The organism is Streptomyces sp. CA189 (assembly GCF_056428985.1).
Genome location: NZ_JBWJVM010000057.1, coordinates 20,661 through 37,733, shown reverse-complemented (window position 1 = coordinate 37,733; position 17,073 = coordinate 20,661). Strand labels below are relative to the sequence as shown.

15 protein-coding genes are annotated in these 17,073 nt (G+C 72.4%); 9 read left to right on the top strand and 6 right to left on the bottom strand.

Features of this window, described 5'->3' with window-relative positions; translation table 11 throughout:
• Nucleotides 1-77: 77 nt before the first annotated feature.
• A complete protein-coding gene (gene glnA / locus AC061S_RS31515; RefSeq protein ID WP_478689285.1) occupies nt 78-1,439 on the top strand; it encodes a type I glutamate--ammonia ligase in 1,362 nt (453 codons plus the stop codon).
• 161 nt (nt 1,440-1,600) lie between these two features.
• On the top strand, nt 1,601-2,344 hold the full coding sequence (locus AC061S_RS31510; protein WP_478689284.1) for a hypothetical protein: 744 nt from the start codon (nt 1,601-1,603) through the stop codon (nt 2,342-2,344).
• A 22-nt stretch (nt 2,345-2,366) separates the two neighbouring features.
• Here the strand turns inward: AC061S_RS31510 and AC061S_RS31505 are convergent, their stop codons facing one another.
• On the bottom strand, nt 2,367-4,460 hold the full coding sequence (locus AC061S_RS31505; RefSeq protein ID WP_478689283.1) for a PIG-L family deacetylase: 2,094 nt from the start codon (nt 4,458-4,460) through the stop codon (nt 2,367-2,369).
• 575 nt (nt 4,461-5,035) lie between these two features.
• On the opposite strand from AC061S_RS31505, the gene AC061S_RS31500 reads away from it, so the two are divergent.
• The 5 genes from AC061S_RS31500 (at nt 5,036) to AC061S_RS31480 (ending at nt 10,041) form a co-directional block, all read left to right on the top strand.
• A complete protein-coding gene (locus tag AC061S_RS31500) occupies nt 5,036-8,023 on the top strand; it encodes a bifunctional [glutamine synthetase] adenylyltransferase/[glutamine synthetase]-adenylyl-L-tyrosine phosphorylase (RefSeq protein ID WP_478689282.1) in 2,988 nt (995 codons plus the stop codon).
• Between the two features lie 82 nt (nt 8,024-8,105).
• Nucleotides 8,106-8,690, top strand: a complete 585-nt coding sequence (locus AC061S_RS31495) for a cupin domain-containing protein (RefSeq protein WP_478689281.1) — start codon at nt 8,106-8,108, stop codon at nt 8,688-8,690.
• A complete protein-coding gene (locus AC061S_RS31490; protein ID WP_478689280.1) occupies nt 8,656-9,162 on the top strand; it encodes a helix-turn-helix domain-containing protein in 507 nt (168 codons plus the stop codon). The genes AC061S_RS31495 and AC061S_RS31490 overlap by 35 nt, the downstream gene beginning before the upstream one ends.
• 96 nt (nt 9,163-9,258) lie before the next feature.
• Complete coding sequence (locus tag AC061S_RS31485; RefSeq protein WP_478689279.1) at nt 9,259-9,678, top strand: hypothetical protein; 420 nt, start codon at nt 9,259-9,261, stop codon at nt 9,676-9,678.
• 78 nt (nt 9,679-9,756) lie between these two features.
• Nucleotides 9,757-10,041 (top strand): hypothetical protein, encoded by a 285-nt coding sequence (locus AC061S_RS31480; protein ID WP_478689278.1) that lies wholly within the window; start codon nt 9,757-9,759, stop codon nt 10,039-10,041.
• Nucleotides 10,042-10,068: 27 nt separating this feature from the next.
• Here the strand turns inward: AC061S_RS31480 and AC061S_RS31475 are convergent, their stop codons facing one another.
• From AC061S_RS31475 to AC061S_RS31465, 3 genes are all read right to left on the bottom strand, one after another.
• A complete protein-coding gene (locus AC061S_RS31475; protein ID WP_478689277.1) occupies nt 10,069-10,353 on the bottom strand; it encodes a hypothetical protein in 285 nt (94 codons plus the stop codon).
• 151 nt (nt 10,354-10,504) lie between these two features.
• On the bottom strand, nt 10,505-12,178 hold the full coding sequence (abc-f, locus tag AC061S_RS31470) for a ribosomal protection-like ABC-F family protein (RefSeq protein ID WP_478689276.1): 1,674 nt from the start codon (nt 12,176-12,178) through the stop codon (nt 10,505-10,507).
• Nucleotides 12,179-12,364: 186 nt separating this feature from the next.
• Nucleotides 12,365-13,240, bottom strand: coding sequence for an NAD(P)H-binding protein (locus tag AC061S_RS31465; protein ID WP_478689275.1), 876 nt, complete (start codon nt 13,238-13,240; stop codon nt 12,365-12,367).
• Between the two features lie 109 nt (nt 13,241-13,349).
• On the opposite strand from AC061S_RS31465, the gene AC061S_RS31460 reads away from it, so the two are divergent.
• Nucleotides 13,350-13,760 carry a winged helix-turn-helix transcriptional regulator gene (locus AC061S_RS31460; protein WP_478689274.1) on the top strand — a complete coding sequence of 137 codons (411 nt, stop codon included), beginning with the start codon at nt 13,350-13,352 and terminating at the stop codon, nt 13,758-13,760.
• Between the two features lie 15 nt (nt 13,761-13,775).
• On the opposite strand, the gene AC061S_RS31455 is transcribed toward AC061S_RS31460, so the two are convergent.
• Both AC061S_RS31455 and AC061S_RS31450 read right to left on the bottom strand, forming a co-directional pair.
• Nucleotides 13,776-14,516 (bottom strand): PP2C family protein-serine/threonine phosphatase, encoded by a 741-nt coding sequence (locus AC061S_RS31455; protein ID WP_478689300.1) that lies wholly within the window; start codon nt 14,514-14,516, stop codon nt 13,776-13,778.
• 198 nt (nt 14,517-14,714) lie between these two features.
• The gene (locus AC061S_RS31450; protein WP_478689273.1) at nt 14,715-15,362 is read right to left on the bottom strand and encodes a TetR/AcrR family transcriptional regulator; all 648 of its coding nucleotides are present in this window, start codon (nt 15,360-15,362) and stop codon (nt 14,715-14,717) included.
• Nucleotides 15,363-15,483: 121 nt separating this feature from the next.
• On the opposite strand from AC061S_RS31450, the gene AC061S_RS31445 reads away from it, so the two are divergent.
• Nucleotides 15,484-17,016 carry an APC family permease gene (locus tag AC061S_RS31445; RefSeq protein WP_478689272.1) on the top strand — a complete coding sequence of 511 codons (1,533 nt, stop codon included), beginning with the start codon at nt 15,484-15,486 and terminating at the stop codon, nt 17,014-17,016.
• The last annotated feature ends 57 nt before the right edge of the window (nt 17,017-17,073 follow it).

Below are 17,073 nucleotides of genomic sequence, written 5' to 3'. Positions count from 1 at the left end.
GATACTGGGCCGGCCCGACTGTGCCCACGCCCCCGCGGCGGTGGTGCTCAGGCCGCCTGAACTGCGAGGATGAAGCCATGGACAAGCAGCAGGAATTCGTCCTCCGGACGCTCGAGGAGCGCGACATCCGCTTCGTGCGCCTGTGGTTCACCGACGTACTGGGCTTCCTGAAGTCCGTAGCGGTCGCGCCGGCGGAGCTGGAACAGGCCTTTGACGAGGGCATCGGATTCGACGGCTCGGCGATCGAGGGGTTCGCCCGGGTCTACGAGTCCGACATGATCGCCAAGCCGGACCCGAGCACCTTCCAGATACTGCCGTGGCGCGCGGAGGCCCCCGGAACGGCTCGGATGTTCTGCGACATCCTGATGCCGGACGGCTCGCCCTCCTACGCGGACCCGCGGTACGTCCTCAAGCGCATCCTGAACAAGACCTCCGACCTGGGCTTCACCTTCTACACCCACCCGGAGATCGAGTTCTTCCTGCTGAAGGACAGGCCGCTGGACGGCACCCGGCCCACCCCGGCCGACAACTCGGGCTATTTCGACCACACCCCGCAGAACGTCGGCATGGACTTCCGCCGCCAGGCGATCACGATGCTCGAATCCATGGGCATCTCGGTCGAGTTCAGCCACCACGAGGGCGCCCCCGGCCAGCAGGAGATCGACCTGCGCTACGCCGACGCCCTCTCGACGGCCGACAACATCATGACCTTCCGCCTGGTCATGAAGCAGGTCGCCCTGGAGCAGGGCGTCCAGGCCACCTTCATGCCGAAGCCCTTCTCGGAGTACCCCGGTTCGGGCATGCACACCCACCTCTCCCTCTTCGAGGGCGACCGCAACGCCTTCTACGAGTCGGGCGCCGAGTACCAGCTCTCGAAGGTCGGCCGCTCCTTCATCGCGGGCCTCCTGAAGCACGCGGCCGAAACGGCGGCGGTCACCAACCAGTGGGTCAACTCCTACAAGCGCATCTGGGGCGGCTCCTCCCGCACCGCCGGCTCCGGCGGCGAGGCCCCCTCGTACATCTGCTGGGGCCACAACAACCGCTCGGCCCTGATCCGCGTCCCGATGTACAAGCCGGGCAAGACGGGCTCCTCCCGCGTGGAGGTCCGCTCGATCGACTCGGGCGCCAACCCCTACCTCACGTACGCCGTCCTCCTGGCCGCGGGCCTCAAGGGCATCGAGGAGGGCTACGAACTCCCGGCCGGCGCCGACGACGACGTCTGGGCCCTCTCCGACGCGGAACGCCGCGCGATGGGCATCGAACCCCTCCCGCAGAACCTCGGCGAGGCCATCGCCCTGATGGAACGCAGCGAACTGGTCGCCGAAACCCTCGGCGAACACGTCTTCGACTTCTTCCTCCGCAACAAGAAGCAGGAGTGGGAGGAGTACCGCTCGGAGGTCACGGCCTTCGAACTCCGCAAGATGATGCCGGTCCTGTAACCCCAGGTCAGCAGCACCGTCAGAATTTTCTTACACCCCGGGCCGACGGTCGATGACCGTCGGCCCGGGGTCGTCTCGGAGTGCCCGGACCGTTGTCGGTCGGCATTGCCTGCGAGCACCTGTTGAAGGCGGTTCTGGTTCAGCTGAATCCCGCTCTGGCAGTGGACGGCTTCGTCGGACTGCAGCACGCCACGGGAACCACCACTCCGGACACGCCGGCGGAGGAGTTCGCCAAGACCGTGGAGGCCCGTGAGGCGTTCAAGCGCGTCAGTTCCTACATCCGGCTCCCGATCGACGTTCAGGAATTCGTGGATCTGCTCCACGCGAGGAACGCGGCGGCGCACTGGGCTTTCGCCAACGTGGACACCGCCCAGCCGCTGCTGGAGCGGAGCGTACGGCTCATCGACGCGCTGGTGGCCGAGCTCTCCGTCTCGACCGCCGACTTCTGGGGCGAGTACGAAGCCGCCCGGGGTGATCTGACCCAGGTACGCCTTGGTGTCGTCGAAGCCCAGATGGCCGCCGACCACGAGCGGCGCGCCGGCTGGCTGGACAAGCAGCTTGAGGAGTTCGAGCGGGAAGAGGAGGTGACGGTGAGGATCGTGTCGGCCAAGATCGCATACGCCGTCAAGATGCGCCCCGCGGCCCAGCGGGCAGGGGGCGTTGTGGCGATCCGCCCGTGGGTGGCTGAGGAACCGCCGATGGCTGAGCTCGGAGTGTGGTGCCCGGCATGCACCACGGACACCGGGGTCCTGCGCGGTGACGTCATCGTGTGCGAGACCGACGACGAGATCGACTCGGTCCCCGGACAGTTCGACTGCACGGCGTGCGGGTTGGAGCTCGATGGTCTGAGCGAGCTGTACGCGGCGGGGTTCGTCCTGGACACGAGGACCCGTGTCAACGTGTGACCTGCCGTCCCCCGCGCAGGGCCTACGCCGGCGGCACCGCGCGGTGCCATGTGGTGCGGGTCGGGGTGGGGAGGGAGGTGGCTACGTGGAGCTCCGCGTCCAGGCCCAGGACCACCGCCGTCAAGGTGCCGCCCGGTTCCTGGATGCCTGCCGGGGCGCCCGCGTAGAGCATGTGGGACTCGTTCCACGCCGGCGGGCCGCCGAGGCCCGTCGTGCTGACGGTGCCCGAGTCGGCGCGGCCCGCTATGAGGCGGCCCGCCACGCCCACCGCGCCGTAGCCCGCCCGGCCGCCGGCCTCCGTGACGCTGGAGACCGCCGGCTTCGCGGCGCCGGCCGCCGCCGTGACCAGGGCGGTGCGTACGACCCCCGAGTCCGGGCGCCGGAAGTAGAGGCGGACGCCCGCCGCCTCCGGGACCGCGGTGAGCGGGACGGTGGTGGCCGGGAGCCCGGTCGGGAAGGGGCCGGCCAGTGGTGCGCCCGGGGCGGGCTGGATCCAGACCGCCACGGACTGGGTGGTGGCGGCGTAGACGTGGCGGCGCCCGGCGGAGTCGGTGGCCGCCACCGGGTCGGACTGGAGGTCGGCGCCCCCCAGGTGCTGCCAGCCGCCGAAGGCGCCCGAGGGTTCCTGGGTACGGGCGAGCAGGGCGCGCCGGGAGTCGCGGACGTACACGGTCAGCCGCCCGTCCGGGTCGGAGACGGCCGAGGGCGCGCTGATCGAGGAGGTGCCGGGCTCGTCGCCGGGCTCCGGGGTGCCGAGCGGGACCCACGCCCCGAACGGACCGCCGGGCACGGACTGGGCGGCGTAGACGATCTCGCGCCGGTAGTCCTCCGGCCGGTCGCCGAAGACGGTGCGGGTGGCGAGGACGGCGACCCTCCCGTCGGGGAGGCGGGCGGTGGTCGCGCCCGGGTCGATGCCGGTCCCCGGCAGCAGTACCGGGCCCTGCCAGGCGGCGCCGGGGCCGGTCCCCGCCCCGCGGTTCCAGACGGCCATCTGGCCGTCGAGGACGGCGAAGGCGTACAGCCGGCCGGTCGTGCCCTGCGCCAGCCAGGAGGAGTGGTCGCCGCGCACGTAGCGCAGTGAATAGGCCCAGTTGCCGCCGCTCGGGCTGCCCGCCACCTTGCGGTCGCCGCAGCCGGAGGGCGAGCCGCAGTAGTTCTGCTTGTCGTGCCAGCCGTACGTCTTCAGATAGCCGATCTTCTTCTCGGCCGTCTGCGGGTCCAGCGTGTGCGGCAGGGCGCCGTTGAGGTAGCCCAAGTAGTTCTGGACCGTGAAGTGCGGCCGCTGGCCGACCGGGACCCGCGCGGCGTACGAAGCGGCGCCGGCCTGCGCGAACCGGGCCGCGTACATGTGGTCCTGATGGTCGGTGAGCCTGCCGGAGTCGAGGTACCGGCCCGGCGTCGGGTCCTGCATCCGTATCGTCGTCGGCTTGTACCGCTCCAGGACCCCCGATATCGCCGCTATCACCTGGTCCTTGGTGTACGTGGGCGGCTGCGCGACCGGAGTGCCGGCGGCGAGCTGCGGGGCGAGCGCCGGTATCCGACCGTTCCACAGGCCGCGCAGGCTGTCCGGGTTGTCGGCGACGGGGGCACGGGCCTCGCGCAGCTGCAGCCAGACCAGGTTGATGTGGGGCTTCGCCACGAGGACGTCGAGCTCGGCGTCGCCGCCGCCCGCGGTGGGTATGACCGTACGGCGCCACGGGCTGGTGCGGTCGCCGGTGGCCATGTGCGCGTAGGCGGAGCGTATGCCGTTCTGGCGGGCTTCCGCGTAGTGGCCGCGGTCGTGGGGCTGCTCGGGGTCCTTGGCCGCACGGCCGTTGGCCTGGTTGCGGCCGTCGGCCTCGCCCGAGGTGAGGTACAGGGTGGTGAGCGGGGTGCCGGCCGCTAGGGAGCGGCTGACGTCCGGGTTCATGAAGAACAGGTCGTCGTCCGGGTGGGCGACGATCTGGACGACCGAACCGGCGGTGGCGCTCGCCGGGAGGACGGCCGATGCATCGGTTCCCGGGACGGCCTCGGCCGCGGTCTGCTGGCCGGAGGCAACGGCGAGCGCGCCGGTGACCCCGATGGTCAGCATCGGGACCACGGTCGCGAGGAGGAAACGTCGGCGGGATACGGGCATCGGCTACGCCTTGGGTCGTTCCGGCAGGAAGAACCGCGTGAAGCTGTCGGTCTGTCATTGAGAGTTCATTCCGGGCGACTTGGTTCACCCGGTTCGCCGATGACTTCCGATTCGTGGAAATAGCCGCCCGGGAACGGATCGTGTGGGCGCTTCGTACGTGTCCGCGGTCACGGCACGCGGCCGCTGCCGGACGCCTGCGCGCGCCCACGAGAAACGCCCCCGCGGGGGCGTTGACCGGTTCCCGTCGACCTCCCGTCGACCTCCCGTCGACCTCCCGTCGACCTCTCGCCGACCTCGACCGGGCGGCCAGGGCGAGCCGTTCGGCGGCGGCCGCCGCGCAGAACCCGACGGCCTTGACGTCCCGCGCCCGAGGCCTACGGGGGAACCCGCGCGGGCTTAATCGGACAATCCATCCCATCCTGTGCGCGGTGAGTCGAACGCCTGCTCCGGCTAGGCTCTCCCCGGGCGGAAGCACGGATCCTGCCGACGGCGACACCCGCCGAAGGCGGCACCCCGCGCAACCGCCCGGCCAGGGCAGCGGCAAGGGCAGGCCGACGTACGCGGGAGGCGGCGGGATGACAGTCCCGGGACGCAGGAGCAGTACCTTCAGTCGGCTGCTGCGCAGCGGGTTCACCGACCCCTCGGCCGCCGCCCGGCTGCTCGACACCGACGCGCTGGCCGCCGTACGCGCCGATCCGGTGCTCCTCGACGCCCTCGGGGCCACCGCCGATCCCGACCTCGCGCTCCTCGGGCTGGTCCGGATCGCCGAGGCGCAGGCCCCCGAGGAACTGCCCGTCCTCCTCGATACCCTCGTCAGCGCCAAACCCCTGCGCGACCGCCTCCTCGGCGTACTCGGCGCCTCCGAGGCCCTCGGCGACCACCTGGCCCGCCACCCGCGGGACTGGCAGGCCCTCGTCACCTACGAGGCGGCCGATCTGCACCCCGGGCTGCCCGAGTTCGAGAACGGACTGGCCGGCGCGGCCGACCCCGTCACCCTGCGCGTCGACTACCGCCGCTGCCTGCTCTCCATCGCCGCCCGCGACGTCTGCGGGACCATAGACGTAGCCCAGACCGCCGCCGAGCTCGCCGACCTGGCCACCGCCACGCTCCGCGCGGCCCTGCGCATCGCGACGGCCGCCGCCCCCGAGGACGCGGCCGTCTGCCGGCTCGCCGTCATCGCCATGGGCAAGTGCGGCGGCAACGAGCTGAACTACGTCTCCGACGTGGACGTCATCTTCGTCGGCGACGCGGCCCCCGGAGCGGACGAGGGCAAGGCCGTCCAGGCCGCCGCCCGACTCGCCTCCCACCTCATGCGGATCTGCTCCGAGACCACCGTCGAGGGCACCATCTGGCCCGTCGACGCCAACCTCCGACCCGAGGGCAGAAACGGTCCGCTCGTCCGCACCCTCGCCTCCCACCTCGCCTACTACCAGCGCTGGGCCAAGACCTGGGAGTTCCAGGCCCTGCTCAAGGCCCGCGCCGTCGCGGGCGACGAGGCGCTCGGCGCCGAGTACATCGCCGCCATAACTCCCCTCGTATGGCAGGCCGCCGAGCGCGAGAACTTCGTCCCCGACGTCCAGAAGATGCGCCGCCGGGTCGTCGACAACATCCCCGCCGCCCAGGTCGAGCGCGAGCTGAAGCTCGGCCCCGGGGGCTTGCGCGACGTCGAGTTCGCCGTCCAGCTCCTCCAGCTCGTGCACGGCCGCTCGGACGCCACCCTGCGCTCCGGCACCACCCTCGACGCGCTCCAGGCCCTCGCCGCCGGCGGCTACGTCGGGCGCGCCGACGCCGCCCAACTGCACGACGCGTACCGCTTCCTGCGGGCCATGGAGCACCGCATCCAGCTCTACCGGCTGCGCCGCACCCACCTCGTCCCCGAGGACGAGGCGGACCTGCGGCGCCTGGGCCGCTCGCTGGGCCTGCGCACCGAACCCGTCGCCGAACTCAACAAGGCCTGGCGCCGGCACGCCTCAGTCGTCCGACGCCTGCACGAGAAGATCTTCTACCGGCCGCTCCTCGACGCCGTGGCCCAGCTCGCCCCCGGTGAGACCCGGCTCTCCCCGCGCGCCGCCGGCCAGCGCCTCGAAGCCCTCGGGTACGCCGACCCGGCCGCCGCCCTGCGCCACCTCGAGGCCCTCGCCTCCGGAGTCACCCGCGCCGCCGCCATCCAGCGCACCCTGCTGCCCGTGCTCCTCGGCTGGTTCGCCGACTCCGCCGACCCGGACGCGGGCCTGCTGAACTTCCGCAAGGTCTCCGACGCCCTCGGCCGGACCCCCTGGTACCTGCGCCTCCTGCGCGACGAGGGCGCCGCCGCGGAGAACCTCGCCCGGGTGCTCTCCGCCGGACGCCTCGCCCCCGACCTCCTCCTGCGCGCCCCCGAGGCGGTGGCCCTGCTGGGCGACCCCGAAGGCCTGGTTCCCCGTACCCACGAGGCCCTGGAACAGGAGGTGCTCGCCGCCGTCGGCCGCGCCGAGAACCCGGAAGCCGCCGTCGCCGCCGCCCGCGGAGTCCGCCGCCGCGAGCTGTTCCGCACCACCGCCGCCGACATCATCGGCTCCTACGGCACGGAGGACAGCCCGGCCGAGGAGGACCACGGGGCCCTGGTCGACCGGGTCGGCCGCGCCGTCTCCGAACTCACCGCCGCCACCGTCGCCGGAGCCCTGCGCGCCGCCGTCCAGGCCCACTGGGGCGACACCCTGCCCACCCACTTCGCGATCATCGGCGTGGGCCGCTTCGGCGGCCACGAGCTCGGCTACGGCTCCGACGCCGACGTCCTCTTCGTCCACGAGCCGCGCGAGGGCGTCGACGAACAGGTGGCCGCCAAGGCCGCCCAGAACGTCATCGCCGAGATGCGCAGGCTCCTCCAGCTCCCCACCACGGACCCGCCGCTGCTCATCGACGCGGACCTGCGCCCCGAAGGCCGCTCCGGACCCCTGGTCCGCACCCTGCCCTCCTACGCCGCCTACTACCGCCGCTGGTCCCTGACCTGGGAATCCCAGGCCCTGCTGCGCGCCGAACCCGTGGCCGGCGACCTCGAACTCGGTCAGCGCTTCATCGACCTGATCGACCCGCTGCGCTACCCGGTGGAAGGCCTCGGGGAGGACGCCGTCCGCGAGATCCGGCGCCTGAAGGCCCGGATGGAAACCGAACGCCTGCCCAGGGGCGCCGACCCCACCCTGCACACCAAACTCGGCCGCGGCGGCCTCAGCGACGTCGAGTGGACCGTCCAGCTGATCCAGATGCGGCACGCCTGGGCGGAACCGGGCCTGCGCACCACCCGCACCCGCGAGGCCCTGGCCGCCGCCCACGCGGCCGGCCTGATCCCGACCGAGGAGGCGCAGATCCTGGACGAGGCCTGGGTACTGGCCACCCGGGTGCGCAACGCCGTGATGCTGGTCCGCGGCCGCGCGGGCGACACCTTCCCCTCGGACGCCCGTGAACTGGCGGCGGTCGGCCGCTACCTCGGCTACGCGGAGGGCACGGTCGGCGACATGCTGGAGGACTACCGCCGCATCACCCGGCGCGCGCGGGGCGTGGTGGACGAGCTGTTCTACGGGGGGTAGAACGTCGTCGCGACATCCGGGCAACGAGGTCGTCAGTGTCAGGGTCACATCGAGGTGGGGGGACCACATGGGGTTACCGGCTGTGTCGGATGCCGTCGGGGCGGGCGGGGACGGGTTCGACTGGTTCTGCGAGACGGTGTCCAGTGAGCTGATGCCCGTCACGATCAGCACCCCCCATGCGGCCGGCTTCCGGGCGAGCATCACGGACCTGGATCTCGGCGTGGTGCGGCTGACCGGCTTGGCCTGCTCGCCGGTGCTCTCGCGCCGCACCCCGACCCACGTCCGTCGTGGCGATCCCGAGCACGTGCAGCTGGCGCTCATCACGCAAGGCGCTTTCAGGATCTCCCAGCGGGGCAACGAAGCAGTGGTCGCGGGGGGACTCGTGCTCACCGACACCTCACGACCGAGCGAGGGGGAGAGCATGGGCGGCCAGGGCGAGGCGGTCGTCGTGCAGATTCCCCGTCAGGCCCTGGCGCTGAGCTCGGACCGGGTGGACGGCCTCCTCGCACAGAGTCTGGCCGCGGACCGGGGGTCGGGGGCGGTCTTCGCCGACTTCCTGAGGATGCTGCTCACACGGGGCCGGCAATGCAGCACGGATGAGCTGCACGGGATGGGGGCCGTCACCCTCGACTTTGGCCACCGCGTTTCTCGCGCGGCAGCTCGGTGACCCCGGTGAGGCACCCGCCGAGGCCCGTGCGCAGGAGACGCTGCAGCGGATCTACCGGTTCATCGAGAGCAATCTCGGCGACCCGGGCCTGACCCCTGAGGTGATCGCCGATCGGCACAACATGTCCCTGCGGGGTCTCCACCGCCTGTTCGGCGACCAGCCCCTGACCCTCGCGGCACACATCCGTCGAAGCCGCCTGGAGCGCGCCCACACCGACCTCGCCCGCGGGAGAACGAGCGGTCAGCCCGTTCAGGCGATCGCGGCTCGCTGGGGTTTCTCCAGCGCCACCGGGTTCAGCCGGGCCTTTCGCGAAGCCTACGGGGTCAGCCCCACCGAACACCGTGCGCTCTCTGAGGCCGCCCCACGGCAGGCCGCCCCACGGCATGCAGAGCACGGGAACCTGGCACGCCAAGCACACCACCGCGCGCTGCCCGAGCCTAAATTCTCCGCTGGAGACAGCGCCACGGCATGAGTGGGGGAGGCCGGTCGCCCGCCCCGAGCAGGGCGACCGACGGCTACTCGTGGTGTGCGTGCCGATGGGTATCACTTCACCAAGGGGAGACACCACATGTCTGGAATGTTCGGCAAGGCCGCGGCCGTGGCGGCCGTGGCGACGGCGGTCGTCGCACTGGCAGGGGCGCCCGCGAGCGCGGCGGACACGGCGTACAACACGCGGAGCGTGTGGCTGGACGGCAACCCGAACGCGGGGAACGCAGACGCGTGCACCACCAGGAGCCTGTATCTGGCCAGCGGTACCTACACGTGGACCCAGATCTTCCAAGGCAACCGTGTGCCGAGCCGCGACATCTACCTGGCCGCGGGCACCTACACGTGGAAGGACTGCATCGTCCCCTATTACCGCCACTACAAGCAGACGTCCAGCCTGTCCAAGTCCGGTTCGGCGACCGCTTACCTCAACGACCCGATCGAGTACCACTGGCCGGCGGACACGTACACCTTCGGCTCGCTGCTCGACCCGCACTTCTGATCGATCCACCGCGCCCGCGACGGTCCCTGCCGAAATTCCCGGCGGGAACCATCGCGGCGTCCTTAGGATCCCGTCCCGATGAACTCGACGAACTCGACGAAGAAGCGCGTGCAATTCACCGAACAGGTGGCCCGGTTCCGCGACTACATGCCGTCGGACGACCGGACGGACTTCCTGCGTCTCGTCGCCAGGATCGCGGCCGATCCCGAAGGCGCCGGCAGCTTCCAGCCCTTCAAGGACGACGAGGTGACGCGCGAGGCGTGGGAGGGCGGCGTCATGGTCAACTACGTGGTGACGCGCTTCTTCGTGGTCGTCATCGAGGTGGACGTCTACGACAAGTCCCGCGGCTTCAACCTCGTGTGATGACCGACTGCCCCGGAGGCCCGCGGCCTACGTGTGGGGGAGGACGAAGTTGAAGCCCTGGGCGCTGTGCGCACCCCCGGACGGGCAGACCCCGTCGGTCGGGTACCCCCAGAAGAACATCGAGTAGCACTTCTGGCAGAAGCGCCAGTCGCTCTGATTGCCCTGCGCGCCCGTGGGGGCGGCCGTGGCGGACGAGATTCCCCCCACGGCTCCGGCGGCCGCGACGGCGATGATGCCCGCCCCCGCTCCGGCGGCGCGGCCGAGTAACGTGCGCCGGCTGGATGCTCCCGAATGACCGTTCTCTAAGCCCATGATGGCCTCTTCGTCGAGTTCAGTGGAATGTCCGGGTCGTACTGCGAGAGCAGATGCTGTCGGCGTACTGACGGACCGTCAAGGGGGCATCAGTGCGAGTGCCCGCCCGGTAGTCCTCATCGAGCCACGTTGCGCGACGCCGCCCTCCGGCTCATCGCTGAGGCGCCCCGTCCCGCAGCTCCAGCCGGTCGCCGGCGAACGCGGCGCGGAAGCGGGGGTCGTGGGAGACCGCGACCACCGCTCCCGGGTAGCCGGCGAGTGCCTGCTCGACCTCCTCGACCAGCGCGAGGGACACGTGGTTGGTCGGCTCGTCCAGGACGAGGACGTCGGCGGGCCGGGTCACCAGGCGGGCCAGTTCGAGGCGCCGCCGCTGCCCGGCGGACAGGGCCGCGACCGGTACCGGCAGGTCCTCCTCGCGGAACAGCCCGAGCGCCAGCAGCTCCTCCGCGTGCTCCGCGGGCAGCCCGGGCAGTCCCGCCGCGAACGCTGAGAGCAGCGGGAGCCGGACGGGGGAGTGGGGCAACTCCTGTGCCAGGTACCCGAGTCGTACGTGCTCCGCGCGGCGGACCGTGCCCGTGTCCGGGGCCAGATCGCCGGCGAGGACCCGTAGCAGGGTGGTCTTCCCGGCCCCGTTCGGCCCCGACACCAGCAGCCGCTGCCCCGGCCGCACGCTCAGGGCGGGGAGCCGGAGCCGGTCGCCGACCCGGATCCCGGAGAGTTCGAGGAGCGGCCCCTCGGGGGTGGCGCGGTCCCGCTCGGGAGCGGCGATCCCGGCGCCGAAGCGCAGCGGCACCGGCGGCGGCGCCACCGGCTCGGCGCGCAGCCGTTCGAGGTGCCGGCGGGCCGCCCTGACCTGCCCGGACAGCTTGGCCTCGGAGGAGCGGCGGTGCTTGCCGAAGCCCTGCCCGGGGTCCTTGCCGGTGCGGTCGAGCCGCTGGCCCGCCGCCGCGACCAGGGCCTCGGTGCGTGCCAGGTCCTCCCGCCACTCCGCGTACCGCTGCGCCCAGCGGCCGCGTGCGGCGGCCTTCGCCGCGAGGTACCCCGCCCAGCCGTCCCCGTACCGCACGACCGTGCGCAGGTCCCGGTCGACCTCCAGGACCGTGCTGGTGATCCGTTCCAGGAAGTCCCGGTCGTGCGTGACGACGACGAGCGTGCCCCGGTGGGCGCGCAGCCGCTCCGCGAGCCAGTCGACGGCCCGGCGGTCCAGGTGGTTGGTGGGCTCGTCCAGGAGCAGGAGTTCGGGCGCGGCGGCCAGGACGCAGGCCAGCGCGAGCCGGCAGGCCTCGCCGCCGGAGAGCGAGCCGATGGTGCGGTCCCGGGTGAGGTGGGCGAGGCCGAGCCCGTGCAGCGCGGCGTCGGTGCGGGCGTCGGCCTCGTAGCCTCCGCGCTCCTCGTAGGCGGTCAGGAGTTCGCCGTACGCGTCGAGGGCCGCGGGATCCGGTTCGCCGCCGGAGCCGAGGGCGGACTCGGCGTCGCGGATCCGGGCCGCCAGCTCCCGCAGGTCGGCGAGGGCGAGGTCGACGGCGTCCTGGACGGTCCGTCCGGGCGCGAGGTCGAGGGTCTGGGCGAGGTGTCCGGTGCCGCCGGGGAAGACGGCGGTGACCTCGCCGCCGTCCGGCTTCTCGGCCCCGGCGAGCAGCCGGAGCAGGGTGGACTTGCCGGAGCCGTTCTCGCCGATGACGGCGGCCTTCTCACCGGGCCGTACGGTCAGCGAGACCTGGTCGAGCACGACCCGGTCGCCGTAGGCCTTGGTGACGTCGGACAGCGCGAGCTGGGACTGCTGGGACTGCTGGGATTTCTGGTGCTGCTGGGCGCGCGAGCGCATGGGGGATCCCCTCGGGGTACTCGGTCTTCTTCCACGTTCTCCTTCTGGGTGCGGGCAGCGCGGACACGCGGCGGAGGGGCAAGGCCCTCACGCCGCGTCCGCGCCGCTGCTCAGCGGAAGAAGTAGTACGAGTACGAACCCATGGAGCCAGGCTACTGCGAGCCGAGTCGTTCCGTCTCGCGGATTTCAGCCCGCGCTGCCGGCCGAGGCCACGGCCTCCGCGACCGTCCGCGCCATCGGCGTCGTGGGGCGGCCGATCAGCCGGGCGAGGTCGCCGGAGGTGCCGGCCAGGCGGCCGCGCTCGATGGCGAGGTCCACGTCGACCAGGATCTCGGCGAACTGCGCCGGCACTCCTGCGCCGGTGAGGACCGCGTGGTGGGCCTCGGGGGTCACGGCGTTGTACGCGATCTCCCGCCCCGCGGCCTCCGCCACCGCCGCCGCGTACTCCGCGAAGGACCACGCCACGTCGCCGCTCAGCTCGTACGCCCGGCCGAGGTGGCCCTCCCCGGTCACCGCGGCCGCGGCCGCCGCCGCGTAGTCGGCCCGCGCCGCCGAGGCGACCCGGCCCTCGCCCGCGTTGGAGAGGACCGCCCCGTGCGCGAGCACCGGGGCCAGGTTGGCGGTGTGGTTCTCGGTGTACCAGCCGTTGCGCAGGAGGGTGTACGGCAGGCCCGAGGCGAGGATCAGCTCCTCGGTCGCCCGGTGCTCGGCGGCGAGGTCGAAGTCCGCTTCCGGTCCGCCCAGGATGCCGGTGTACGCGAACTGCGCCACTCCGGCCGCCTTCGCCGCGTCGATCGCGGCGGAGTGCTGGGCCACCCGCTGCCCGACCTCGCTGCCGGAGATCATCAGGACGCGGTCGCCGGACCGGAAGGCCCCGGCGAGGGTTTCGGGCGCGTTGTAGTCGGCGATGCGCAGTTCGACGCCCAGAGCGGCGAGCGGGGCGGCCTTCTCCTTGTCGCGGACGACGGCGGCGATCTCCCCGGCGGGGATCCCCCGGGCGAGCAGCTCGTCGACGACGAGACGGCCGAGGGCTCCGGTGGCTCCGGTGACGACGATGCTCATGGCGGGTTCACTCCTGGTCTGGGCCTTGCTCCCCGTTTCCGGGCTGTGCACTCACCGTACGGTGGGCGCTAACGAAAAGGCAGTACCCACCTTGAAGTAAGGTACTGGCATGGGAGTAAGTGAGATGCGCGAGCAGTGGACCCCGGCCGAGGCCATGTGCCCCCACCGGCTCGTCCTGGAGCACGTCACCAGCCGCTGGGGCGTCCTCGTACTGGACGCCCTGCTCGACCGCTCGTACCGGTTCAGCGAACTGCGCCGGGAGATCGCCGCCGTCGCCAAGGTCAGCGAGAAGATGCTGACCCAGACCCTTCAGACGCTGGAGCGCGACGGCTTCGTGCACCGCGACGCCAAGCCCGTCATCCCGCCCCGCGTCGACTACTCGCTCACCCCGCTGGGCCGCGAGGCCGCCGAGCGGGTCCGCGCCCTCGCCCACTGGACCGGCGTCCGCATGGCCGACGTACAGCGGGCGCGCGAGGCGTACGACGAGGCGAAGCGCCAGGCGGCGGCGGCCCTGAATTAGCGGCCCTAGGGCCTGTCATGCGCCGATGCGTACCAGCGCGAGCGTGATGTTGTCGGGGCCCCCGGCCTCGATGGCGGCCCTCCAGAGTTCGAAGGCGGCCTTGCCGTCGTCGTGCACCCGCAGCACCTCGTCGATGGCCTCGTCGGGCACCGGGTCGGTCAGCCCGTCGCTGCACACCAGGTAGCGGTCGCCCGTGGACAGCGGGAACGTCGCCACGTGGGGGGTGAGGACGTGCTCCGCGCGGGTTCCGCCGAGGGTCTGCGTCACGGCCGACGTGGTGCGCTGCCCCGGCTCCGGCGGCGGGCTGTCGTCCACGCTGACCTGGCGAAGCCCGTCCGCGTCCACCCGGTACACCTTGCTGTCGCCCACGTTGAACGACAGCAGCGACTCCTCCATGACCAGGGTGCCGGCGATCGTGGTCCCCATGGCGGTCAGCTCCGGACGGCCCGCGGTGGCGGAGTGCACCGCGCGATTGCAGAGGTTCAGCGCGTCTGCGACCGCCTCGGCGCCGTCCAGCGTCGGGCCGAGCAGGGCGAGTTCCCGCACGACCAGCTCGCTGGCGACCTCCCCGGCAGGCTGCCCGCCGAGCCCGTCGGCGACCGCGACGACGAGCGGTCTGCCGAGGGGGAACAGCAGCGTCTGCGGGCTCCGGGTAGTGGTCCCGCACAGCGTCCACGGCCCGACGACGAGGCTGTCCTCGTTGTGCTCGCGGACCAGCCCGACATGACTCAGGGCGGTCACGGCTATGTACGCCACCACGACGTCCCGCCTCTCCACGACGGCAGACGCGTTCCCATCCCGTCGCCACCATTGTCGCGCCGCTCGGCTCGCGCCGCTCGGCTCGCGCCGCTCGGCTCGCGCCGCTCGGCTCGCGCCGCTCGGCCTGCTGCCGACCGGCGGACGACCGCGAAGTCGCAGACTCCGTCTACGCGACCAAGGGCGGCACCCCGCTGCCTAGCGGGCTACGCGAGCCCCGACCCCCCCTGCCACCTCCCCCTCCACCCCGCCCCGCAGCCCCCGCGCGTACGCCAGGAACGCCGTCAGGCCCACCTCGAAGGCGGCCTCCGCGCGGCCCGGGCCCTGGGCGGCCAGGGCCCGGGCGAGCAGGGGGGTGCGGGGGGTCGGCTCCCACATGGCGTCCGGGGCTGCGAGGTCCAGGGCCGAGCCGAGGACCAGGTTCTCCAGGCCCGTGAGCAGTGACATCACCTGCTCCGCGGCGAAGCCGGCCCGCAGCAGCAGGGCCACCGCCCGTTCGTACTGCGCGAGCACCGCGGGCGCCCGTACCGGGGTGGTCATCAGCAGCGGGATGGCCCGCGGATAGGCGGCGAAGGCCGCCCGGTACGACCGGGCCCAGGCCTCCAGCGCCCGGTCCCAGGGCTCCGGCGAGTCCAGCGTCCCGCCGTCGATCCCGGCGCACACCCGCTCGCGGATCAGCTCGATCACCCCGGCCCGGCCGTCCACGTGGTGATACAGCGACCCGGTCTGCACCCCGAGCGCACGGGCGACCTGCGGGACACTGAACTCGCCCTGCTCCGCGAGCAGTTGCAGGGCCGTAGCGCCGATCCGCTCCCGGTCGAGCAGTGGGGTGCGTGGCCGCGCCATCGTATTTCTCCCGCCGTCAGGTCTTCCCGTACGCCAAAACCGGAGGCTACATTGCCGCAAACCGAAAGCCTTTAGGTTTTTGGCTCCCCGCCGCTTGCCGTTCGCAGAAGGGTGCTCCCGCATGCCCGAAACGCCGAAGCCGCCGAAGCCGTCGAAGCCGCCGAGAACCACCGGTACCGAGCTGCGCCGCGGCGCGCTCGGTACCGCCGACATCTCCTTCTTCGTCGTCTCCGCCGCCGCCCCGCTCACCGTCATGGCAGGCGTCGCCCCCGTGGCGATCCTCCTCGGCGGCGTCGGCGCCCCCGCCGGCTACCTCCTCGCCGGCCTCACCCTCGCGGTCTTCGCCGTCGGCTTCACCACCATGAGCCGCCACGTCCGCAGCGGCGGCGCCTTCTACGCCTACATCGCCCGCGGCCTCGGCAAGCGCGTCGGCATCGGCGCCGCCCTGCTCGCCCTCATCGGCTACAACGGCATGGAGATCGGCGTCTACGGACTCCTCGGCACCACCACCGCCGACACCGGGCGGGCCCTCGCCGGCCTCGACATCCCCTGGCTGCCCGTCTCCCTCGCCGGCCTCCTCCTCGTCTGGTACGGCGGCTTCCGCTCCATCGAATTCGGCGCCAAACTGCTCGGCGTCCTGCTCGTCGCCGAGACCGGGATACTCGTCCTGCTCGCGGGCGGCGTGCTGCTGGAGGGCGGCGCCCACGGCCTCTCCCTCGGCTCCTTCGCCCCCGGCGCGGTGCTCGTCCCCGGCACCGCCGCCGTCCTGGCCTTCGCCTTCGCCGCGTTCACCGGCTTCGAGTCCACCGTCATCTACCGCCGCGAGGCCCGCGACCCCGACCGGACCATCCCGCGCGCCACCTACATCGCCGTCGCCTTCCTCGGCCTCTTCTACGCCTTCATCGTCTGGACCGTCATCCAGGCCTTCGGGTCCGAGGAAGTCCTCGCCGCGGCCGCCGAGGACCCCGCCGGCCTCTTCTTCACCGCCATCACCACCTACGTGGGCCCCTGGGCGGCCGACCTGATGCACGTCTTCATCGTCACCAGCGTCATCGCCTCCCTCCTCGCCTTCCACAACGCCATCAACCGGTACGCGCTCGCCCTCGCCGAGGAAGGCGTCCTGCCCGCCGCCCTCGGCCGGATCCACCCGCGCCACGGCTCCCCGTACGTCGCGGGCGCGGCGCAGACCGCCCTCGGCGCCGTCATCGTCCTCGGCTTCGCCCTCGCCGGAGCCGACCCGTACCAGCAGTTGCTGCTCTGGGTGAACACCCCCGGCATGATCGGCCTCATGGCCCTGATGCTGCTCGCCGCCATCGCCGTACCCGTCTACTTCCGCCGCATCCGGCACGAGGAGGGGCTCTGGCGGACCCTGATCGCGCCCGTCGCCGCCGCCGTGCTGCTGGCCGTCGCGATCTGCCTGGTCGTCTCCAAGGTGGCCCTCTTCACCATGGCCTCCCCCACCGTCAACACCCTCCTCGTGGCCCTCGTCCCCGCCGTCTTCCTCGCCGGGCTCGCCCTCGCCCAGCGCCTGAAGACCCGCCGACCCGAGGTTTACGCGCGGTTCGCGGAGGACCCGGCCTGGGCAGCGACACCAGAGGCATCCGCAGTACCCGCAGCGCACGGGGAGTCCCAGGCGCCCGTAGCGTCCGCATAGCCCGCATAGCCCGCATAGCCCGCATGGCCCGCATGGCCCGCATGGCCCGCATGGCCC

Coding starts and splice junctions, on each gene's coding strand:
- glnA (WP_478689285.1), top strand. CDS start 78: ATGGACAAGCAGCAGGAATTCGTCCTCCGGACGCTCGAGGAGCGCGAC.
- AC061S_RS31505 (WP_478689283.1), bottom strand. CDS start 4,460: ATGCCCGTATCCCGCCGACGTTTCCTCCTCGCGACCGTGGTCCCGATG.
- AC061S_RS31500 (WP_478689282.1), top strand. CDS start 5,036: ATGACAGTCCCGGGACGCAGGAGCAGTACCTTCAGTCGGCTGCTGCGC.
- AC061S_RS31485 (WP_478689279.1), top strand. CDS start 9,259: ATGTCTGGAATGTTCGGCAAGGCCGCGGCCGTGGCGGCCGTGGCGACG.
- AC061S_RS31480 (WP_478689278.1), top strand. CDS start 9,757: ATGAACTCGACGAACTCGACGAAGAAGCGCGTGCAATTCACCGAACAG.
- AC061S_RS31475 (WP_478689277.1), bottom strand. CDS start 10,353: ATGGGCTTAGAGAACGGTCATTCGGGAGCATCCAGCCGGCGCACGTTA.
- abc-f (WP_478689276.1), bottom strand. CDS start 12,178: ATGCGCTCGCGCGCCCAGCAGCACCAGAAATCCCAGCAGTCCCAGCAG.
- AC061S_RS31465 (WP_478689275.1), bottom strand. CDS start 13,240: ATGAGCATCGTCGTCACCGGAGCCACCGGAGCCCTCGGCCGTCTCGTC.
- AC061S_RS31460 (WP_478689274.1), top strand. CDS start 13,350: ATGGGAGTAAGTGAGATGCGCGAGCAGTGGACCCCGGCCGAGGCCATG.
- AC061S_RS31450 (WP_478689273.1), bottom strand. CDS start 15,362: ATGGCGCGGCCACGCACCCCACTGCTCGACCGGGAGCGGATCGGCGCT.
- AC061S_RS31445 (WP_478689272.1), top strand. CDS start 15,484: ATGCCCGAAACGCCGAAGCCGCCGAAGCCGTCGAAGCCGCCGAGAACC.